22 protein-coding genes and 1 tRNA gene are annotated in these 19,923 nt (G+C 62.4%); 9 read left to right on the forward strand and 14 right to left on the reverse strand.

The genetic code is table 11. The features are described from left to right. Window positions 1–48 precede the first annotated feature (48 nt). The 4 genes from purH to htpX form a co-directional block, all read right to left on the reverse strand. The gene (purH, locus tag ACE4RL_RS02675) at window positions 49–1,632 is read right to left on the reverse strand and encodes a bifunctional phosphoribosylaminoimidazolecarboxamide formyltransferase/IMP cyclohydrolase (RefSeq protein WP_375598991.1); all 1,584 of its coding nucleotides are present in this window, start codon (window positions 1,630–1,632) and stop codon (window positions 49–51) included. Between the two features lie 106 nt (window positions 1,633–1,738). Beyond that, on the reverse strand, window positions 1,739–3,349 hold the full coding sequence (locus ACE4RL_RS02680; RefSeq protein ID WP_375598992.1) for a heparinase II/III family protein: 1,611 nt from the start codon (window positions 3,347–3,349) through the stop codon (window positions 1,739–1,741). A gap of 109 nt (window positions 3,350–3,458) precedes the next feature. Further along, on the reverse strand, window positions 3,459–4,733 hold the full coding sequence (locus ACE4RL_RS02685) for an RsmB/NOP family class I SAM-dependent RNA methyltransferase (protein WP_375598993.1): 1,275 nt from the start codon (window positions 4,731–4,733) through the stop codon (window positions 3,459–3,461). A gap of 70 nt (window positions 4,734–4,803) precedes the next feature. Further along, the gene (gene htpX / locus ACE4RL_RS02690) at window positions 4,804–5,787 is read right to left on the reverse strand and encodes a zinc metalloprotease HtpX (RefSeq protein ID WP_375598994.1); all 984 of its coding nucleotides are present in this window, start codon (window positions 5,785–5,787) and stop codon (window positions 4,804–4,806) included. A gap of 97 nt (window positions 5,788–5,884) precedes the next feature. Between htpX and ACE4RL_RS02695 the strand changes: the two genes are divergently transcribed. Continuing rightward, a complete protein-coding gene (locus tag ACE4RL_RS02695; RefSeq protein WP_375598995.1) occupies window positions 5,885–6,100 on the forward strand; it encodes a DUF1674 domain-containing protein in 216 nt (71 codons plus the stop codon). 12 nt (window positions 6,101–6,112) lie between these two features. Here ACE4RL_RS02695 and ACE4RL_RS02700 read toward each other — a convergent pair whose 3' ends face one another. From ACE4RL_RS02700 to ccmA, 6 genes are all read right to left on the reverse strand, one after another. Further along, on the reverse strand, window positions 6,113–6,259 hold the full coding sequence (locus ACE4RL_RS02700; protein ID WP_375598996.1) for a hypothetical protein: 147 nt from the start codon (window positions 6,257–6,259) through the stop codon (window positions 6,113–6,115). A gap of 68 nt (window positions 6,260–6,327) precedes the next feature. Then, window positions 6,328–6,861: a DsbE family thiol:disulfide interchange protein gene (locus ACE4RL_RS02705; RefSeq protein WP_375598997.1), complete on the reverse strand. Its 534-nt coding sequence runs from the start codon at window positions 6,859–6,861 to the stop codon at window positions 6,328–6,330. Further along, the gene (gene ccmD / locus ACE4RL_RS02710; protein WP_375598998.1) at window positions 6,861–7,007 is read right to left on the reverse strand and encodes a heme exporter protein CcmD; all 147 of its coding nucleotides are present in this window, start codon (window positions 7,005–7,007) and stop codon (window positions 6,861–6,863) included. The genes ACE4RL_RS02705 and ccmD overlap by 1 nt, the downstream gene beginning before the upstream one ends. Then, the gene (locus ACE4RL_RS02715) at window positions 7,004–7,759 is read right to left on the reverse strand and encodes a heme ABC transporter permease (RefSeq protein WP_375600226.1); all 756 of its coding nucleotides are present in this window, start codon (window positions 7,757–7,759) and stop codon (window positions 7,004–7,006) included. The genes ccmD and ACE4RL_RS02715 overlap by 4 nt, the downstream gene beginning before the upstream one ends. A 15-nt stretch (window positions 7,760–7,774) precedes the next feature. Then, entirely contained in the window at window positions 7,775–8,440 is a 666-nt protein-coding gene (gene ccmB, locus ACE4RL_RS02720) for a heme exporter protein CcmB (protein WP_375598999.1), read from the reverse strand. Next, window positions 8,437–9,063: a heme ABC exporter ATP-binding protein CcmA gene (gene ccmA / locus ACE4RL_RS02725; RefSeq protein WP_375599000.1), complete on the reverse strand. Its 627-nt coding sequence runs from the start codon at window positions 9,061–9,063 to the stop codon at window positions 8,437–8,439. Before ccmA ends, ccmB begins: the two co-directional genes overlap by 4 nt. Window positions 9,064–9,184: 121 nt before the next feature. Between ccmA and acnA the strand changes: the two genes are divergently transcribed. The 4 genes from acnA (at window position 9,185) to ACE4RL_RS02745 (ending at window position 13,956) form a co-directional block, all read left to right on the forward strand. Continuing rightward, window positions 9,185–11,977: an aconitate hydratase AcnA gene (gene acnA / locus ACE4RL_RS02730; protein WP_375599001.1), complete on the forward strand. Its 2,793-nt coding sequence runs from the start codon at window positions 9,185–9,187 to the stop codon at window positions 11,975–11,977. 125 nt (window positions 11,978–12,102) lie between these two features. Then, window positions 12,103–12,840 (forward strand): DUF1223 domain-containing protein, encoded by a 738-nt coding sequence (locus ACE4RL_RS02735; protein ID WP_375599002.1) that lies wholly within the window; start codon window positions 12,103–12,105, stop codon window positions 12,838–12,840. A 268-nt stretch (window positions 12,841–13,108) separates the two neighbouring features. Next, complete coding sequence (locus ACE4RL_RS02740; protein ID WP_375599003.1) at window positions 13,109–13,492, forward strand: DUF2794 domain-containing protein; 384 nt, start codon at window positions 13,109–13,111, stop codon at window positions 13,490–13,492. Then, complete coding sequence (locus ACE4RL_RS02745; protein ID WP_375599004.1) at window positions 13,489–13,956, forward strand: GNAT family N-acetyltransferase; 468 nt, start codon at window positions 13,489–13,491, stop codon at window positions 13,954–13,956. The genes ACE4RL_RS02740 and ACE4RL_RS02745 overlap by 4 nt, the downstream gene beginning before the upstream one ends. Here ACE4RL_RS02745 and ACE4RL_RS02750 read toward each other — a convergent pair. Continuing rightward, window positions 13,953–14,450, reverse strand: coding sequence for a GNAT family N-acetyltransferase (locus ACE4RL_RS02750; RefSeq protein ID WP_375599005.1), 498 nt, complete (start codon window positions 14,448–14,450; stop codon window positions 13,953–13,955). The genes ACE4RL_RS02745 and ACE4RL_RS02750 overlap by 4 nt on opposite strands. A 97-nt stretch (window positions 14,451–14,547) precedes the next feature. Next, window positions 14,548–15,273, reverse strand: a complete 726-nt coding sequence (locus tag ACE4RL_RS02755) for a Bax inhibitor-1/YccA family protein (protein ID WP_375599006.1) — start codon at window positions 15,271–15,273, stop codon at window positions 14,548–14,550. A 199-nt stretch (window positions 15,274–15,472) separates the two neighbouring features. Here ACE4RL_RS02755 and thpR point away from each other — a divergent pair, with 199 nt between their 5' ends. The 3 genes from thpR to ACE4RL_RS02770 all read left to right on the forward strand — a co-directional run bounded on the left by thpR (window position 15,473) and on the right by ACE4RL_RS02770 (window position 17,357). Then, complete coding sequence (thpR, locus tag ACE4RL_RS02760) at window positions 15,473–16,012, forward strand: RNA 2',3'-cyclic phosphodiesterase (protein ID WP_375599007.1); 540 nt, start codon at window positions 15,473–15,475, stop codon at window positions 16,010–16,012. Between the two features lie 231 nt (window positions 16,013–16,243). Next, entirely contained in the window at window positions 16,244–16,765 is a 522-nt protein-coding gene (locus ACE4RL_RS02765; RefSeq protein WP_375599008.1) for an invasion associated locus B family protein, read from the forward strand. 85 nt (window positions 16,766–16,850) lie between these two features. Further along, entirely contained in the window at window positions 16,851–17,357 is a 507-nt protein-coding gene (locus ACE4RL_RS02770; protein ID WP_375599009.1) for an invasion associated locus B family protein, read from the forward strand. A 31-nt stretch (window positions 17,358–17,388) separates the two neighbouring features. Here the strand turns inward: ACE4RL_RS02770 and ACE4RL_RS02775 are convergent, their stop codons facing one another. After that, entirely contained in the window at window positions 17,389–18,777 is a 1,389-nt protein-coding gene (locus ACE4RL_RS02775; RefSeq protein WP_375599010.1) for a M20/M25/M40 family metallo-hydrolase, read from the reverse strand. A 152-nt stretch (window positions 18,778–18,929) separates the two neighbouring features. Between ACE4RL_RS02775 and ACE4RL_RS02780 the strand changes: the two genes are divergently transcribed. Further along, on the forward strand, window positions 18,930–19,697 hold the full coding sequence (locus ACE4RL_RS02780) for a FadR/GntR family transcriptional regulator (RefSeq protein ID WP_375599011.1): 768 nt from the start codon (window positions 18,930–18,932) through the stop codon (window positions 19,695–19,697). A 134-nt stretch (window positions 19,698–19,831) separates the two neighbouring features. Here the strand turns inward: ACE4RL_RS02780 and ACE4RL_RS02785 are convergent. Continuing rightward, a tRNA-Ala gene (locus tag ACE4RL_RS02785) sits at window positions 19,832–19,907 on the reverse strand. Window positions 19,908–19,923 lie beyond the last annotated feature (16 nt).

Raw genomic sequence — 19,923 nt, forward strand, 5'->3', positions numbered from 1 at the left:
GGCTTACGAAAATTAATTTGTCGTAATCTTCCCAATGGGTAAATCCGGCTAGTGGCGGAAGTGGCGCATGCCGGTCATCACCATGGCGATGCCAGCAGCATCGGCAGCCGCGATCACTTCGTCGTCGCGCATCGATCCGCCGGGCTGGATAACGGCGGTGGCGCCAGCAGCAACGAGGGCCTCAAGGCCATCGGCAAAGGGGAAGAAGGCATCCGAAGCAACGACCGAGCCTTGCGTCAGCGCGCCTTCACTGCCGGCCGTCTCAGCGGCGTCGATCGATTTACGATGTGCCACCCGGGCTGAATCCACCCTGGACATCTGACCCGCCCCGATGCCGGCAGTTGCGCCGTCCTTGACGTAGATGATGGCGTTGGATTTGACGTGTTTGGCCACCTTGGCGGCAAGCTTTAAATCCACCAGCTCCTGTTCGGTGGGATGGCGCCTGGTGACAACCTTCAATTCGCAGTCATCGACATTGCGGTTGTCGCGGCCCTGCACGAGCAGACCTCCGGCCACGGATTTGACCAACAGGCCCTCGGCCTTGGGATCGGCAACGCCACCAGTGAGCAATAGCCGAAGGTTCTTCTTTGCGGCGATGATGTCCTGCGCTTCCTGCGTGGCGCCGGGCGCAACGATAACCTCGGTAAAGACTTTGACGATTTCGGTGGCTGTTTCCGCGTCGATCTCGCGATTGGTGGCGACAATGCCGCCAAAGGCCGAGACCGGGTCGGTGCGCAAGGCTTTCAGATAGGCTGTCTTGAGATCACCGGCCACGGCAACGCCGCAGGGATTGGCGTGCTTGATGATGGCGACCGCCGCGGTTTCGGCTGGGTCGAATTCGCTGACGAGCTCGAAGGCGGCGTCGGTATCGTTGATGTTGTTGTAGGAGAGCGTCTTGCCCTGCACCTGGGTGGCGGTAGCGACGCCCGGGCGGTTCTCGCCGGTCTTGTAGAAGGCGGCCCATTGATGCGGGTTTTCGCCATAGCGCATGACTTCGCTCAGGGTGCCGGCGAAGCTGCGATAGTTGACATCGGTAAAGTCGATTTCTTTGGCGAACCAGCTGGAAATGGCGCTGTCATAGGCCGCGGTACGCGCATAGGCCTTGGCGGCGAGACGCTGGCGCATATCGAAGGGAATGCCACCGGCCTTGATCGCTTCGAGAATGGCCGGATAGTCGGCGGGATCGACCACTACCGTGACATGGGCATGGTTCTTGGCCGCCGAGCGGACCATGGCCGGGCCACCGATGTCGATGTTCTCGATGATCTCATCGTAGGAGGCGCCCGAGGCGACGGTCTTCTCGAAGGGGTAGAGGTTGACGGCCACAAGATCGATCGGGCCGATCTGGTGCTCATCCATTGAGGCCTGGTGCTGCGGGTTGTCGCGGACGGCCAGGAGACCCCCATGGACCTTGGGATGCAGCGTCTTGACGCGGCCATCCATCATTTCGGGAAAGCCGGTGAGGTCGGAAATGTCGCGCACCGGCAGGCCGGCCTCGCTGATCAGGCGATGGGTACCGCCAGTCGAGACCAGTTCCACCCCGGCCTCGGACAACCCCTGGGCGAATTCGGCCATGCCGGATTTGTCGAATACCGAAAGCAGTGCCCGACCGACACTTACCGTCTTGCCCATGAGATCTGTCTCGCGCTGGTGAAAAGGGAAGATTTTCGCGCGTCCGCTAGCACGAGACGGGTCAAAGGCCAATGGTTTTGCGGTGCGCCGGGCCGGATTGTCCCGTTCAGCCCTGCTCGAGCGTGAAGATCCAGGCGATTTCAGCGTCGGGCGTCACTTCGGTTTCCAGCACAAGCTGGCGGGTGCGGTGAAAGCCCAGATAGGACGATTGCCTGACGCTGTCTTCCTCGCGAAATTGCGCCCCTTCCCAGAGAAAGCTCCAGATGACCCCATTGGGCAGCACCAGTCGGGCAATGCCTTCGCCGGTGGTACGCCGCACTGTCACACCCGGTGCAAGGTGAAAGCGAAGAGAGAGCAGGCCATGCGGCTCGCCCGAAGGCAGGATGCGGTCCTGTCCCACCAGCGTGGTTCCCTCCGACAGCAGGGTCAGGCGTCGCTCGATTTCGGCACCGAAACGGCTCGCATATCCAGCACTGGTCAGGGTCAGCATGTGCTCGGCCGTATCAATGGCTATGGCCGGTTGTGCGCTGCGGCGCTGCCGCGCCCCGGGCCCCTCGGTGTCAATGGTGGGCGCGGAATGGGCGATTGTCTGGCGGAACAACTCGCGGCTGTCCGGCAGGTCGGAAGGGGCAGGGCCGCAACTGCCGACCACGAGCTCGCTGCCATGGGCAAACTCAAACCCAAGGGAGCCGTCATGCGCTTCGCCGTCAAAACCCGGCGGTGGCCGCAAGCCACTGTCCGCGATCACGACGGTATCACCGGCGCGGACAATACCGTAGCCGCCGATCAGCCGGGAGCGGCGCGAGGCGGAGGGGCCATTGGCCTGCACCGCCACCAGAACGTCATGGGGCACCTGGCCGCAGCCATTGAAATAGGCCGGCTCACCGCTCGACAGGGTCAGGGCGTCGAGGGCCTCGTGCATGCGATCGATACGATTGGTCAACTCGGCCATGGCCGGGCTGCCGTGACGGCCCACAGCGCGGCGCAGGCTCGCCAGTTCGACCAGAAGGGCCAGTTGCTGGCGGGGATTGCGCGACAGATGCAGGCCATCACCATCGAGCTGCTGCGCCAGCAAGGCATCGAGGCGCGCGACATGGGTGTCGATGTCGGGCACATCGTCCAGATTGCACAATTCGGCACCCAATAAGCCGATGGCGGCAAACAGCGCCTCGATCGGGTCCGCCGCCAGGGCGCCGCGCACGCGCAGGCTCTGGACCTGGGTGCCCAAGCAGCGCTGGATGGTGCGGGCCTGGTCCGCGGTGGCGCCATCAAGCACCAGCGTCAGGTGCCGTAACCAGTTGAGCACGCGCTGCGCGGTCAGGGTCAGGGTCCAGCTATCAGCCTCGAACTGGCCCTCGCGACCGATCCAGTCCAGCACCAGCGTGCGGGCAAACAGCTTTTCACCCGAATCGCGGCAATCGCGGAAATGCCGCAGCCAGGAAAAGCTGTGCAGATTGTTCCACCAGTCGGGATGCTCAACATCGAGCGAAAAAGGCGAAGCGCCGCCGGTTTCAAAAAGTTTGGAGGCGAGCAGATAGCGCCCGGACATCATTTCGCGCACCGCTTCGCGGTCTGCAGGCCGGAAGTCGGGCAGGTCGCCGGCATAGGCATGATCGGTCTGGCCGCGCCAGGTCCAGCGCAGCAATGGCATGGTCACGACACTGTCGGCCAAACCAAGCGCCAATCTGCGCCCGGCCGGCATCAGCCGCCCGTTCACCGCTGCCGCCCTCCCGTCCCGGAGGCGGGAGCTGTTGCCCTGTGCATACCCATAATCTCTAAAAGTCCTCGCCGGCTTGATGATGCCGGTTGCTCTGTTACCAAAGCCCTTAGCGTGTTCGCCTGAAGCGCGCCACGAAGAACCCGTCCATCCCCGCATTTCCGTCTCCAGGGGTCATGGCCGGATGCGTGCGCACGAGACCGGCAGGGCTCACCGCCTGTACCAGACCCGGCATTTCGTCCGGGGCAATGGGCCAGAGCTCAAGGCCCGGCAAGGCGTCGAGCGCCCAGGTCACCTGGTCCTCGCCCTCGGCCGTTTCGAGTGAACAGACGCAGTAGATCAGGGTGCCATCAAGGGCCAGGCAGCGAAAGGCATTGGTCAGCAGGGCACGCTGCAGCGTCACGCGGCCAGAAATATCACGCGCCGAACGGTTCCAGAGCACTTCGGGGTGACGCCGGAAGGTGCCGGTGGCCGAACAGGGGGCGTCGAGCAGGATACCGTCGAACGGCTTGGTCGGATCGTAATTTGCCGCATCGGCCTCTATCACACTGGGCGCAAAACCGAGCCGAGTCATGTTTTGGCGCAGGCGGTCCAGACGAGCGCCATCATTGTCGAGGGCCGTGACCCGGTATCCGGCCTTGATCAACTGGGCGGTCTTACCACCGGGCGCGGCACAAAGATCGAGCACGGAAGCGCCAGGCTTCAGCTTCATCAGGCGTGCCGGGATTGCAGAAGCGGCATCCTGAACCCACCAGCGGCCCTCAGCAAAACCGGGCAAGGCCTCGACCGGCCGGTCCCGGCTTTCAAGGCGCACCGAATCGGCGATCAGCTGTTCCGCCCCCAGTGCGTTGACAAGGTCGGCCTCCTCGTCGCGCAGGGTCAGGTCGAGCGGCGCGCCATCTATGAGAGCCTCGGCAAAACGCGACACCGCCGCCGCACCATAGGCCTGGGTCCAACTCGCGGCAAAATGTTCGGGCAGCAGAAGGGTATCTTCCATCAGGCCATAGCGGGCGGAATTTGCCTGGGCGCGGCGCAGCACGGCATTCATGAGGCCCGAGAGGTGGCGGGCCTTGTTGTCGCGCTTGATGGCTTCTACGGCCAGGAACAGGGCGCTGTGTGCGCCGAGATCGGGCAGAAAGACCAGCTGCGCCAGGGACAGGCGCAAGACGGCCTCAAAGGTTCCGGAGCGGGCCGGCAGGCCTTTTTCAAGCAAATCGGTCAGCATGGCGTCGATCTGGCCGTGCCGGCGCAGGGTTGTGGTGATCAGGCGGTTTGCCAGGGCCCGATCCCGCCCGTCGGAAAGATCGGTTGCACTCAATGGTGCGAAATGGTCGCCGGCCAGAACGGCTTTCAGCCGTTGGGCGGCAGCGAGGCGAAGCTTCAAGCCCGCCGGTTCGGTCCGTTGCGCCAATTCGTCAACTCAGTTTGCTGCAGGCGCCAGATGCGGCGCCGCCTTATCCCCATGGTCCGCGCGAGCGGCTCTGCTCATCAGAGCGTCCGGCGGTCGGCACACGCCAGCCTCCACTTGTGTTGCGGCGCGGCGATGCGGCGCGCGGGTGGGGCTGGGGCCTCGTGCCCTTATCGTTCACCTCTCCACCGGCGGCAAGTCTTTGCAGCGCGGCAATGCGGTTGCCGGTATCGGGATGGGTGGAAAACAGATTGTCCATGCGCTGGCCGTTGAGCGGATTGACAATGTACATATGGGCCATGGCGGGGTTGCGCTCGGCGGCGACGTTGACCTGGCGTCCGGCCAGGGTGGCGATTTTGTTAAGTGCCGAGGCCAACGCCAAAGGATCGCCGGAGATTTCAGCACCGTCCCTGTCGGCTTCATATTCGCGGGTACGGCTCACCGCCATCTGCACCAGCATGGCGGCCAGGGGTGCGAGAAAGACCATCAGCAGGGCGCCGATGCCGCCGAGCGGATTGTCGCGATTATTGCCACCTCCGAAGAACAGGCCGAACTGGGCCAGGGCCGAAATGGCACCGGCCAGCGTTGCGGTGATCGTCATCGTCAATGTGTCGCGGTTCTTGATGTGGGCCAGTTCATGGGCCACCACGCCCGCAACTTCGCGCGTATCAAGCTGGCGCAGCAGCCCCGAGGATACCGCAACGGCGGCATTTTGGGGATCGCGGCCGGTGGCAAAGGCATTGGGCTGGTCGGTCTCGATCACATAGACGGCGGGCGTCGGGATGCCGGCGCGCCTTGAGAGCACATCGACCATGTCATAGAGTTCGGGTGCGCGGGAGCGCTCCACCGGCACGGCGTGCTGCATGCGCAGCACCAGCTTATCCGAATTCCAGAAGGCAAAGAGGTTCGTTGCGGCCGCAAAGATCAAGGCAATGATCATGCCCCCGGTGCCGCCAATGAAATAGCCCACCACCATGAACAGCGCCGTCATTGCCGCCAGAAGGGCAAAGGTGCGCAGTGTATTGAACATGTCTCGAACCCCTTGGGTTGGATTTGCTGAGCAACTATGTTGTGTGTCAGGCGGTTCCGCGCAAGCGGCATGACCGGATTGTAATGGAAGAGCCAGCATGACCGACCTCGACAAGACCGCAGATGTGCAGGAACGGGTTCGCCCGAAACCGCTCAGCAATGCCGCGCAGCGGGCCCTGGCGGAAGCGGAAGCACGGCGGCAGCAGATCGACGCGAAAAGCGCCATGGCGCCCAAGGAAAAGGGCGGCCGCGGCGGGCTCGAGCCGGTGCGCTATGGCGATTGGGAGATCAAGGGGCTGACCAGCGACTTCTAATGCCGCGCCGGGTCAGCCGGGGAAGAAGTCAGTGATATTGTAGCCTGCAGCCGAGACGGCGAAAGTGGTCGCGACCGTGATGATGGCAGCAATCAGCACATATTCGATGCGGGTGATCAGCGGCTGATTGCGGAAGTGAACGAAGGCGCGACGCAACATAATGGTCTCTTCCAGAATACGAAGACGGCCCAAAATGCCGCAGACAAGATGAATGGAGGCTGAACGAGTCAGCCCCTGACCCCTTCTAGGGCAGGAAGCAGTCCAGTTTCAATAGCCGCGGGCGTCAGCGGACCGACATGCTTATAGACGATCACCCCTTCGGCATCGACCAGAAAGGTCTCAGGCACACCATAGACGCCCCACTCGATCGAGACGCGACGATCACGATCAGCACCGACCGCGTCATAGGGGTTGCCCAGTTCCGCCAGGAAGGCGCGGGCATTGTCGGGTGCGTCGGAATGGTTGATGCCGAAAAGGCGCACGCCGGTGTCCGCCTTGAGCGCCTCGAGCAGCGGGTGTTCGTCGCGGCAGGGAATGCACCAGGACGCAAAGACATTGACCAGGGTCGGCTCCCCTATCAGCGCTGCTGCATCGAACCCTGGGACGTCCAGTCCATCAACGGGCGGCAGGCTGAACTGGGGCACAGGCTTGTCAATGAGCACGGAGCGCACCAGGCCCGCGTCACGATCGATCGAAAAGGCGAAGACCGACACCAGCGCCGCCAGCAGGATCAGGGGCAAGGCAAACAGCACATAACGCATCAGCCGCGCCTATCCCCGAGCGCCTTGAGCCGCGCCCTGACGCGGCGGTTATCGATCACACACCAGCCGATCAGCAGCATGAGACCGATGAAAACCCCAGCATAGGCGGCAATGATGAACTCGGCATGTTCTCCCAAGGCGATCATGCCGCGCCTTCCCGCGCTGCGCGGCGCTCCAGGGTAACCAGGCGCCGCCGCCGGATTTCGGTGTGCATCGACAAAAGCTGCAACGTGACAAAGAGCAGGGTAAAAGCAAAGAACATGATGAAAAGCGGGGTCAACAAGGAGCCGGGCATGGTCGGACCATCGGCACGGAAGACGCTGGCCGGCTGGTGCAGCGTCGACCACCAGTCCACCGAGAACTTGATGATCGGCACATTGACGGCGCCCACCAGGGTAAAGACGGCGACCACGCGGGCGGCGCGCAACTGGTCATCAAAGGCTCGCCAGAGGGCAACGATCCCCAGATAGATGAACAGCAGGATCAGGGTCGAGGTCATGCGCCCGTCCCATTCCCAGAAGGTGCCCCAGGTGGGGCGGCCCCACATCGAGCCGGTGAACAGGGCCATGGCGGTAAAGGCGGCGCCAAGCGGGGCGGCGGCCTTCATGGAAACATCGGCCAGCGGATGGCGCCAGACCAGGGTGCCAAGCGCCGAAACGGCCATGGCGGCATAGACGAACTGGCTCAGCCAGGCTGTGGGCACATGCACATACATGATGCGCACCGTATCGCCCATCTGGTAGTCGGCGGGCGAATTGAAGAAGGCAAACCATAGCCCGAGCGCGCCGAGCACAGCCGTGACCGCGGCCAGCGGCCAGACCAGGGGCCGGGTCCAGATCAGGAACTGACCGGGGTGGGCCAGCCTGTTCCACCAGCTCATTTTGGTTGTGTCATCCATGCTCATGCGGGCGCTCTACTCTTCTCCCCAATCTATCGCAAGCGCGGCCGCAAAGGGAGTGAGGGCGAGGGCCATGAGACTGAGTGCCGCAAGGAACAGCATGGCGCTTGATGCCTGATCGGGGCCGCCCAGCGGTGAAATGGCCCCGACGCCGAAGATCAGCACCGGTACGCAAAGGGGTGCAATCAGGATTGGCGCCAGCAGCCCGCCCCGCCTGATCGCCACGGTCACGGCCGCTCCAAAGCCACCAAAGGCTGCAAGGGCGGGCGTTCCCAGCAGCAGGGAGACCAGGGTCCGCCAGAAGCTTGGGCCATCCATGGCCAGGATCATGGCCAGGAAAGGCGAGGCCAGGATCAGCGGCAGCGCTGCAGTCAGCCAATGGGCGATCACTTTTGCGGCAACGACACTGGCCATGGACATGTCGGCAAGGCGATAGAGCGCCAGCGTGCCATCATCGCGATCGGGCCGGAACAGGCGATCAAGGCCCAGCAGCATGGCCAGAAAAGCGGCAATCCAAATAATGCCGGGGGCAATGCGCGCCAGAAGGTCTCGATCGGGACCGACGGCGAAGGGGACGATGGCGCCCACGATGATGAAGAACAGCACCAGCGTCAGCACTTCGCCCCCGCCAGACAAAGCGAGCCGCAACTCGCGCCGGATTACGCCCAGAAAGCCGCTCATGGACGTGTCCCCAGTTCGAGCGTGGCGGATCGGGGCAAGGTGATCTCGTCATGGGTGGCGATGATGGCCAGTCCACCGGTATCGAGATGCTCGGCCAGCAGTTCTGTCAGCAGCGCCTGGCCATCGGCGTCGAGCGCGGCGCTGGGTTCATCGAGCAACCAGACGGCACGGGGGGATACCAGGAGGCGGGCCAGCACCAGCCGTCGCTGCTGCCCGGCAGAGAGATAGCCGGCATCCAGACCGGTGGCGCGCCCCAGACCGGTGCGCTCGAGCGCAGCCTCTGGCGTCAAGCCGCCCGATCCGTTGATAGCGACCCAGAAACGAAGTGTCTCCAGCACGCTCTGGCGGGATCGCACCGCGTTCTTATGTCCGCAATAGTGCCGAAATGGTCCGTCGTCCGGGTCAGCGCCCCCGAATGCGAAGGTTCCGGCCATGGGGCGCAGCAGGCCGGCCAGGGTGAGCAGGAGGGTCGACTTGCCCACGCCATTGGCGCCGCGCAGCAGCAGCGCCTCGCCGGGAGGCACACTTAAGGATAAATCGCGCACCAGAATGGTCTCGCCACGGCCACAGGCAAGGTCCCGAGTGTGAAGATTTATCCCGTGCCGGGCTTGCCGCTGCATCATGGCCCCATCTCGTATTGGACCTGTGGTGGAACTGGCAAGGGTTCTGATGATTGACTATAACTGGAAAAGATTAGAGCCATTCGAAAAAAAGCGCGGACTTTTCCAGGCCCCATGCCACCGGATGCTCCGTGCCACAAGCAGCAAGAAGGGCGGAGCACAAGTGACTTCAATTGACAGCTTCAAATCCAAGTCGACGCTGACAGTCGGCGGCAAGACCTATACCTATTATTCCATTCTCGAGGCGGAGAAGAATGGCCTCGAAGGCGTCTCCAAGCTTCCTGGCTCGATGAAGGTGGTGCTGGAGAACCTGCTGCGCTTTGAAGACGACCGCACCGTCACCAAGGCCGATATCGAGGCGGTGGCTGCCTGGCTGGTGACGCGGACCAGCGAACATGAAATTTCCTATCGCCCGGCGCGCGTGCTCATGCAGGACTTCACCGGTGTTCCGGCGGTGGTGGATCTGGCCGCCATGCGCGACGCCACGGCCAAGCTCGGCGCCGATCCGCAGAAAATCAATCCACTGGTGCCGGTGGACCTGGTCATCGACCATTCCGTGATGGTGGACAGTTTCGGCACGCCGCTGGCCTTCAGCCAGAATGTCGAGCTCGAATATGAGCGCAATGGCGAACGCTATGAGTTCCTGCGCTGGGGGCAGTCGGCCTTCGACAATTTCCGCGTGGTGCCGCCGGGCACGGGCATTTGCCACCAGGTGAACCTGGAATATCTGGCCCAGACGGTCTGGACGCGGGAAGAGAATGGTGAAACCGTCGCCTATCCCGACACGCTGGTGGGCACCGATTCCCATACCACCATGGTCAATGGCCTGGCCGTCCTGGGTTGGGGCGTCGGGGGTATCGAGGCCGAGGCCGCCATGCTCGGCCAGCCCATCACCATGCTGATCCCGGAAGTCATCGGCTTCAAGCTGACCGGCAAGATCAATGAGGGCATTACCGCCACGGACCTGGTGCTGACCGTCACTGAAATGCTGCGCAAGAAGGGCGTGGTTGGCAAATTCGTCGAGTTCTTCGGGCCGGGGCTGGACTATCTCAGCCTCGAGGATCAGGCCACCATCGCCAATATGGCGCCCGAATACGGAGCCACCTGCGGCTTCTTTTCGGTCGATGCCGACACGCTCAAATATCTCTCCACCACCGGTCGCGATCCCGGCCGGGTGGCGCTGGTCGAGGCCTATTCCAAGGCACAGGGCATGTTCCGGACCTCCGAGACGCCCGATCCGGTGTTCACCGATACGCTCGAACTCGATCTATCGACGGTGGTGCCCTCGCTCTCCGGGCCAAAGCGTCCGCAGGACCGGGTGGCGCTAAAGGACGCTGCGCCTGCCTTTGCCAAGGCCCTGCCGGAGCTGGCCGGTGGCCGCGCCGAGCGAACCGGAATGCCGCAGAGCCGCGGCGAATCGCGTTATGTCGATGAAGGCGCCACCGGGGTGGATGACATTCCCGAGGAGGCTGCCTTCCCGGTCAATGGTGCTGAATATCGCATCAACGATGGTCATGTGGTGATCGCCGCCATTACTTCGTGCACCAATACCTCCAATCCCTCGGTGCTGGTGGCGGCGGGCCTGGTGGCCCGCAAGGCAAGGGCGCTGGGGCTCAATTCGCAGCCCTGGGTCAAGACCTCGCTGGCGCCCGGATCGCAGGTGGTAACCGATTATCTGACCGCAGCGGGCCTGCAGGAGGATCTGGACGCCATCGGCTTCAATCTTGTGGGCTATGGCTGCACCACCTGTATCGGCAATTCAGGCCCCCTGCCGCAGGCCATTTCCGACTGCATCAATGAGAACAAGCTGGTGGCCTGTTCAGTCCTGTCGGGCAATCGCAATTTCGAGGGCCGCGTCAACCCCGATGTGCGGGCCAATTATCTCGCTTCCCCGCCATTGGTCGTGGCCTATGCCCTGGCCGGTTCGATGAATATCGACATCACGACCGAGCCCCTGGGCATCGGCAAGGACGGCAAGCCGGTTTATCTCAAGGATGTCTGGCCCACCAATCACGAGGTGGCCGAAATTGTCCGGCAACACGTCAATGCCGAAATGTTCCGGTCGCGCTATTCGGACGTGTTCAAGGGCGACAAGCACTGGCAGTCGATCGCCGTTGAGGGCGGAGAGACCTATGGGTGGAATTCCGTATCCACCTATGTGCAGAACCCGCCTTATTTCGAAGACATGACGATGGAGCCCAAGCCTGTCACCGATGTGGTGTCGGCCCGTGTGCTGGCGCTGTTCCTCGACAGCATTACCACCGACCATATCTCCCCTGCCGGTTCGTTCAAGGCCAACACGCCTGCCGGGCAATATCTGACCGAGCGGCAGGTGGCGCCCAAGGATTTCAATTCCTATGGCTCGCGGCGGGGCAATCACGAAGTGATGATGCGCGGCACCTTCGCCAATATCCGCATCAAGAACCAGATGCTCGACGGGGTCGAGGGCGGCTTTACCAAGGGGCCATCGGGCGAGCAGATGCCGATCTATGACGCGGCCATGGCCTATCAGCAGCAGGGCACCCCACTGGTGATCTTCGCCGGCAAGGAATATGGCACCGGCTCAAGCCGGGACTGGGCGGCCAAGGGCACCAATCTTCTGGGCGTCAAGGCAGTCATTGCCCAGAGCTTTGAGCGTATCCACCGCTCCAATCTTGTGGGAATGGGCGTCATCCCCCTGCAGTTCAAGGATGGCGAGAGCTGGCAGAGCCTGGGGCTGGATGGCTCGGAAACGGTCGACATTGCCGGGGTTGAAAGCATCGAGCCGCGGGCCGTGGTCAATGTGAAGATCACCCGGGCCAATGGTGAGGTGCTCAATGTCGAGACGCGCTGCCGCATCGATACCGCCAATGAGCTCGACTATTTCAAGAATGGCGGCATCCTGCACTATGTGTTGCGGAGCCTGGTTGCCGCGTAAGCAGTGCTTACATCTTGAAGGGTGCAGGCGTGGCGGTCCCTCCGGGGCCGCCATGGTGCTGGTGAGGGCGGGCTCACCCCATTTTGACTAGGCAATCGAGGTTGGGGCGGCTTACAACAGCGCCCATGACCGCCCGCCGTTTCTCTATCGCCAGCCTTGGCGCCCTTCTCAGTTTGACCCTTGCCGGGCCAGGGGTGGCGGATTCGCTGCGTCTCAACCCCAAGGCGGTTGTGGAATTATTCACCAGCCAGGGCTGTTCGTCCTGCCCTCCGGCGGATGCCTTGCTGACCAGCCTTGCCGAGCGCGATGACGTGGTGGCGCTGGCCTATCACGTGGACTATTGGGACTATATCGGTTGGGAAGACACCTTTGGCGACAAGGGCTTTTCTGACCGGCAGCGCGGCTACGCCAAAAGCTGGGGGTCCTCGCGCATTTTTACCCCGCAAATGGTGATCAATGGCGCCGAGGGCGTGGTCGGGTCCAAGCGCGACGATGTGCATGATGCGATCGCTTCGGCGCAATTGCCGCTGAATGTATCGCTATTGGCCCATAATGGCATGCTCAAGCTTGTGGTCCCGGCCGATGCCGCGCTGGACGATGCCTCGATCTGGCTGGTCCGGTATTTGGACCGGGCCGATGTGGTCATCGAAAAGGGCGAAAATGCCGGCAAGTCCATGGTCTATACGCAAGTGGTCATTGATCGGCAGATTGTGGGCGTGTGGGAATCCGAGACGGGTGCAGAGGTCAAGCTGCCGCTGGAGCAGTTCGACATCAGCAGCGGCGGCGGTATGGCCATATTGATCCAGCCGGAGCGGAACGGGCTTCCGGGACCGATCCTGGGTGCGGCAGCCTATAGCTTCTAGCGCGTTGCGTAAAAAATTCGCCCGCTCCGGGGGCGGAAGCGGGCGAGGGACTTGGAGTCAACTCAAATAGGACGGCTGGCGGTCAGGCCTTCTGGTTTGGGGGCTCGTCGGCCCGGCCACCAGCCACTGGAGGCAATGGTTGAACGTTGCTGGCCTATTGGGGCGCTGTAAGGGACAAATCATGGCCGAATTGCGATTTTTCGCACCCCTTGCCAAGCCGCAGGATTGCGCCGATCATGACGCAGTGATGACAGGGCATTGAGGCGGCGTGCAGGGTTCTCCAAAGGATAGTACGAACAATTTGGCGCTGGTGCATGTGGGCGAGCCATCTGGCCAGTCCAACCGGCCCGTGCAACCTGTGGTTGCCTTTGACCGCCGGGAGCTGATGCAGATCCTGTCTGTCTATGGTCGCAAGGTCGGCTCAGGAGAATGGCGCGACTACGCCATGGATTTCCTAAAGGACCGGGCGCTGTTTTCCATCTATGCCCGCGTCTCGGAGCGTCCGCTCTTCGTGGTCGAGAAGAATCCAAAGCTGCGCAACAAGCAGGGCCAGTTCATGGTCACCAACCAGCAGGGGCGTATCCTGAAACGCGGGCACGATCTGGCGCAGGTGCTGCGCGTGCTGGACCCCGACCTGGTGGTGGTGGGATGAGTATCGTGGTCCGTCCGGCGCGGGCGGAGGACGTGCCGGCCATGAGCCGGGTGCTGATCGCTTCGATCACCGAACTCTGTCATGCCGATCATCAGGATGAACCGGATCGGATTGCCGAATGGACCGCCAACAAAACCCCTGACGGCATTCGCTCGATGCTGGCGCGGGACGGTTTCTTCATGGTGGTTGCCGAACTGGATGGGCAGGTGGTCGCTGTCGGGGCCACTACGGCGGATGGCGAGATCGCTCTCAACTATGTCGCGCCTGAGGCCCGCTTTCGCGGTGTCAGCAAGGCGATACTCAATCATATGGAGACCGATCTGAGATCGCGCGGGTTTGTCGAAGGACGGCTGAGGGCAACGAACACGGCGAAGGCCTTTTATCGGGCCCAGGGCTGGTCTGCAGATGCCAGCCCGGATGGCGGCACGGCCTGTTTTGCCATGCATAAACGGTTGGCCGACTAAAGCGCCTTTTGCAGATGCACGATGTCGTGCCAGCGGTCAAACTTGTAACCGACGGCCTTATGATAGCCTACGCGCTCGAAGCCGAACTTCTCGTGAATGCCGACTGAGTTTGCGGTGTCGGCGGTGATCACGGCGAGCATCTGCTGGAAACCGAAAGCTTTCGATTGAATGAGCAGTTCGGTCAGCATCAGCTTGCCCAGGCCGCGCCCGGTTTCATTGGGATCGAGATAGATCGAATCCTCGCAGGTGAAGCGATAGGCGGCGCGGGGGCGGTAGAAGCTGGCATAGGCGTAGCCGACAACCTTGCCTTCGCGTTCGGCGATGATCAGCGGATGCCCGAGCTTTTTGAGGCCCGCATATTTCTCGGCAATCGCTTCCTCACCCGGCGCTTCGGTGTCGAAGGTGATGGCGGTATTGTCCACATAGTGGCGGTAGATCGCCGTGATGGCGGGCACATCGGACCAGATGAAGGGGCGCAAGAGATAGTCGGACACGGCAGACGCTCAATAGAAAAGGACCGCAGCCTTTTAAGCTGCGGTCCCCTATGACGTCCAACCAATTTCCTTGATCACTCGATCAAGGCCTTGATTGCTACTCGCGATTGCCGAACAGGCGCAGCAGCATCATGAACAGGTTGATGAAGTCGAGGTAGAGGCTCAGGGCACCCATGATGGCATTCTTGGCCATCACATCGGCACCATAGGCTTCCGAGTAGCTTTCCTTGATCTTCTGGGTGTCATAGGCGGTCAGACCGGTGAAGATCAGCACGCCGATCACCGAGATCGCGAAGTCGAGCATGGACGAAGCCATGAAGATGTTCACGATCGAGGCGATGATGATGCCGATCAGGCCCATCATCAGGAAGTTGCCCATGCCGGTCAGGTCGCGCTTGGTGGTGTAGCCGTAAAGGCTCATCGCGCCGAAAGTGGCGGCGGTGATGAAGAACACCTTGGCGATCGAAGCGCCGGTATAGACCAGGAAGATCGAGCTGAGCGAGAGGCCCATCACGGCCGCGAAGGCCCAGAATACGGCCTGCGCGGCCGGCACGGAGAGCTTGTTGATGCCGAAGCTCAGCACCAGAACGAAGCCCAGCGGGGCCAGCATGATCACCCAGGACAGCGGGCTGCCATAGAGCAACTCGGCATTGGCCTGGCTCGACATGGCCCACTGGCTGGTGAAGAAGGCCACAAGGCCCGTTACCACCAGGCCAAGGCCCATATAATTGTAGACGCGCAGCATGTAGCTGCGAAGGCCCTCGTCGATGGCCAAGGCCGAGCCGGCCCGCGCACCGAGGGTCTGACGGTCATATTCAGCCATTCTTTGGTTCCCTTTCCAAAACTGATGCGGTCTTTTTCACCGCCGGGGCAATTGGCGTTGCCACTTGGCTCGGAATATGGGGAGACAAACGTTGATTGACAAGGATAATCGGGAGGCTGCGACACCGGGACTGGCCCAATAAAGCGTTTGTGTTAGGGTCGAGTGGCGAATCGCGCTGTCTCTTGCCTGGGAGGACATGATGCCCCGGCTCTTTACCGGCCTCGAAATCCCAGCCGAGGTGGGATTTGCCCTCTCGCTGAAGCGGGGTGGTCTTTCCGGCGCCCGCTGGATCGATCCGGACAATTACCACATCACGCTGCGCTTTATCGGCGATGTCGACGGCAAGACGGCCGATGAAGTGGCCGACAGTCTCGACCGGCTCTCGAACTCCCTGCAGTTTTCCATCCGGCTCACGCATCTGGGCACTTTTGGTGGCGACAAGCCGCGGGCGCTCTATGCCGGCGTCGAGCCCTCCGAGGCCCTCAACCGGCTGCAATCGGCTCATGAGCGGGTGTTGCAACGCGCCGGCCTGCCGCCGGAGGGACGCAAATTTGTGCCCCATGTGTCGTTGGCGCGGCTGCGGGGGACCTCGGCCGAGGATGTGGCACGCTTCATTGCCGAAGCGGCCCGGTTCGAACCTCTAAGCTTCGTGCCGGCCCGGTTTGTACTGTTTTCCAGCCGCGATTCGGTGGGTGGTGGGCCGTATCTGGTGGAACAGAGCTATCCACTGGCCGCTTGAGCGGATCGCTTCACGGTGTTGTTAGCGGCCTCTTAACCCAATGCGGTGCCAAGAGGGGTGGTTGGCGCAAGATGCCCAATTCCCGCCGCCTTTGCCTTTAATTTGAAGCGAAACGCGGCTCGGCACTGCGGGAAACCGTGCGGTTTTGACACCTTGGTAACCATGTTCGGGGCACATTGGGCGGACAGTGAATGCCCACGAACACCAGCAAGACAAGAGGAAGAATTGGCGATGACGACGAAAACCGGTGGCCTCATCCTTGGGCTCGCGGTGGCAACGGTCATGGCTCTGGCCCCTGCCGCTCAGGCGCAGCAGGCCACCGAGCTGGGCACGTTCAACGCATGGTCGGCCTATACGGCGAGCGATCAGAGCGGTCAGCTCTGCTTTATCATCGGGGAGCCGCAGCGCAGCGAACCGACGGGCGTCAATCGTGACCCGGTCAAGTTCCTGATCGTGCACCGCAAGGGCATGGGTTCAAAGAACGAGGTCCAGACCCAGATCGGCTATCCATACAACGCCACCAACGCCAAGGCGTCGGCCAGTATTGACGGCAAAAGTTACGTAATGGCGGCTCGCGGTTCGACCGCCTGGCTGGCGTCGAGCAGTGACGAGCCTGGTTTTGTCCAGGCCTTCAAGGCCGGCAGCCAGATGGTCGTTCGTGGCACCAGCCAGCGCGGCACCGATACGGTGGACACCTATTCGCTTTCGGGTGCCACCGCGGCCATGAATGCCATCGACGCGGCCTGCCAGTAAGGGCTTGCCGAGCACGTCCCAAACCCCCTAACTGGGCATCGGGCGACATCCCGGTGCCCAGTTCGTGCCAATGGTAAGAGACTTGATGATCCGAATTTCCGCCCTGTCCGTCGCCCTTCTGGCTGCATTTTCCAGTCTTGGTCCGGTCCTTGCCCAGTCGGCGCGCGTCCTGGGCGATTTCCGTGACTGGTCCAGCTATGCGGCCGATGATGGCAGCGGCACGGTCTGCTTTGCCATGACCAAGCCCAAATCGACCGAGCCGACGCCTGCGGGCTATGGCGAGGCCTATCTCTATATCACCAACCGCCCGGGCGAGGACGTGGTCAACGAGTTCAACCTGGTATCCGGCTATACCTTTCAGACCGGTTCGATGGCCGTGGCCAGCGTGGGGGGGCAGGATTTTGCGCTCTTTACCCAGAACGATGCAGCTTGGCTCGACGACAGCGCCCAAGCCGCCAATCTGGCGGCCGCCATTCGTGCCGGCTCGACTGTGACCGTGACCGGCACAGCGTCGAACGGCACGGAAATCGTCCAGTCCTTCTCGCTCTCGGGCGCCACCGCCGCGCAGCAAGCCATCGGCGCGGAGTGTTGATCGGGCGCCCGCAGGCGCCCGCCCCGATGCCTTATTGAGCCAGGGCTCCCAGCACCCGCACCCAGGAGCGGATGCCGCGATGGTAGCTTTCAAGATCATATTTCTCGTTGGGGGAGTGGATCTGATCGTCCACATGAGCAAAGCCGATCAGAAGCGTGTCGAGACCCAGAATTTTCTTGAAGTCGCCCACCACCGGGATCGAACCGCCGGCTCCGGTGATGACGGCCCTTTTATTCCATTCATCTGAGAGGCCCTGGAGGGCCTGCTGAAGGAAACCGCCATCGGCCGGAACGGTGATGGCGGGCGAGCCGCCATGCGGGGTGAATTTTGCCGTGCAATCGGGTGGCAGCATGGTCTGGACATGGGCGCGGAAGGCGGCGCGGATCTTATCGGGATCCTGGCCCGAGACCAGCCGGAAGGAAATCTTGGCACTGGCCTTGGCCGGGATGACGGTCTTGAATCCGTCGCCGGTATAGCCCCCGCTCATGCCATTGATCTCGCAGGTCGGGCGCGCCCAGAGCTGTTCGAGCACGCTGCGCCCAGCTTCCCCTGCCGGAGTGGATAGGCCTACGCCCCCCAGAAAGCCTTTGTCGTCAAAGCCGAGCCCCGCCCATTGCGCCTTCAATTCGGGGGAGATTTCGGCGACGTCATCGTAAAAGCCGGGCAGGGTCACCGAGCCGTCCGGTGCCCGAAGGCTGGCGATGATCTCGGCCAGCACTTGGTTGGGATTGCGGGCGGCGTTGCCGAACATGCCCGAATGCAAATCCTTATCGGCAGCGGTGATTTCCACCTCATCGGCCACCAGACCGCGCAGCATGGTGGTGATCGAGGGGGTCCGGCGGTCCCACATGTCGGTGTCACACACCAGGGCGACATCGGCCTTGAGCTCGTCTGCGTGCTCGCGCATGAAGGGTGGCAGGTTCTTGCCGCCGCATTCTTCCTCGCCTTCGAGCATCATTGATATCCGGATCGGCAGCGCACCGGTAGCGGTCTTCCAGGCGCGGCAGGCTTCGATAAAGGTCAGCATCTGCCCTTTGTCATCCGACGCGCCGCGCGCCACGATGACCTTGCGCCCATCCTTTTGCTTGACCACCGGCTCGAAGGGATCTGTTTCCCACAAGTTGAGCGGATCAACGGGCTGCACATCGTAGTGGGCATAGAACAAGACATGCGGGCCCTCCTGCTCGGGGCCATGCGCCACCACCACCGGATGGCCCGGCGTGGGCCGGCTGCTGGCTACAAAGCCAAGCCCGGACAATTCGCTGGCGATCCAATCGGCCGCTTTGCGGCAATCCTCGGCATAGGCGGGGTCTGTCGAGATGGATTTAATGCGCAGCAGGTCAAAGAGTCTTTCCAGGCTTTGATCCAGTCCCGAATCGACGGCGGCAAGAACGGTGTCGATGGCGGCGGGGCTGGTCATGGCAGTAAAGTCCTTGGTGCAAATCCAGATTGAAGCTGGCGCACAATGGCGCGCGGCGCGTTCGTCTGTCCAGAGGGGCCGGCGGCAGTGTTATTGTCATACTATTGCGCCTGTGGTTAGGTCTGGGCGCAAACGGTTTGAGTGGGGTTGGTATGGACAGGTCCGGTGGACGCGCGCGACATTCGGGTGATCTGATCGCCTCGCTTTCCGGTCGCAATCCGGCGCGCAATCTGCATTCGGACGTGCTCTGGCAGCTTGGCCTGGCCATTGTGTCGGGCCAGTATGGCGAAGGGGAGATCCTGCCGCCCGACAGCGAGTTGCTCGATCGGTTCGGCGTGTCCCGCACGGTGCTGCGCGAGGCCCTCAAGACTTTGGCGGCCAAAGGATTGATCGAAGCGCGGGCCCGTATCGGCACGAGGGTCCTGCCGCGCAATCGCTGGAACCTGTTTGACGCGGATGTTCTGGCCTGGTTCTTCGAGCTTGGGCCGGAAGTGAGCTTTCTGCGCAGCCTTGCCGAAGTGCGAATCGGCATCGAAATCGAGGCGGCCGCGCTGGCGGCGGAGCGCTGCGGTCCGGAGGTGGCGGCCGCGCTGATCGGCTGCGTCGAGCGGATGGCCAGTGCGGAAACGCCGGCGGACTTTGCAAGGCACGACCTGGAATTTCACCGCTTGGTTGCCGAAGGCTCAGGCAATCCGTTCATGGCCTCGATCAGCGCATTGGTGGAAATGGCCTTGACGGCGGCCTTCACCATCTCCTCTCCGGTCAACGACCCGGCGGCGCTGGCTGTTACCGTGAGCGTGCATCGCCGGATTGCCGAGGCGATCCGCGACGGGGATGCCCATGCCGCGCGCCTGGCGATGCGCGATGCCATAGCGCAGGGCTTTGACCGGGCTGCGGGACGGATGGAAAAGGACGGCTAGGCTCGGACTGATCGCACCATTGTCCGGCTTGGTTGCCGATACAACTTTCGCCGCCGCAGTCTTGTCGTCGTTTCCATGCGATCTTCGTGCAAGCCTCAAAGGCCTGCGAGCCGAAGCTATGGAACAGCGAAGGCTGGTGGAGCTGAGCGGGATCGAACCGCTGACCTCGTCATTGCGAACGACGCGCTCTCCCAACTGAGCTACAGCCCCTCACCAAGCCGGTATA

This window comes from Devosia polycyclovorans, from assembly GCF_042181575.1.
Classification (GTDB): Bacteria; Pseudomonadota; Alphaproteobacteria; order Rhizobiales; family Devosiaceae; genus Devosia; species Devosia polycyclovorans.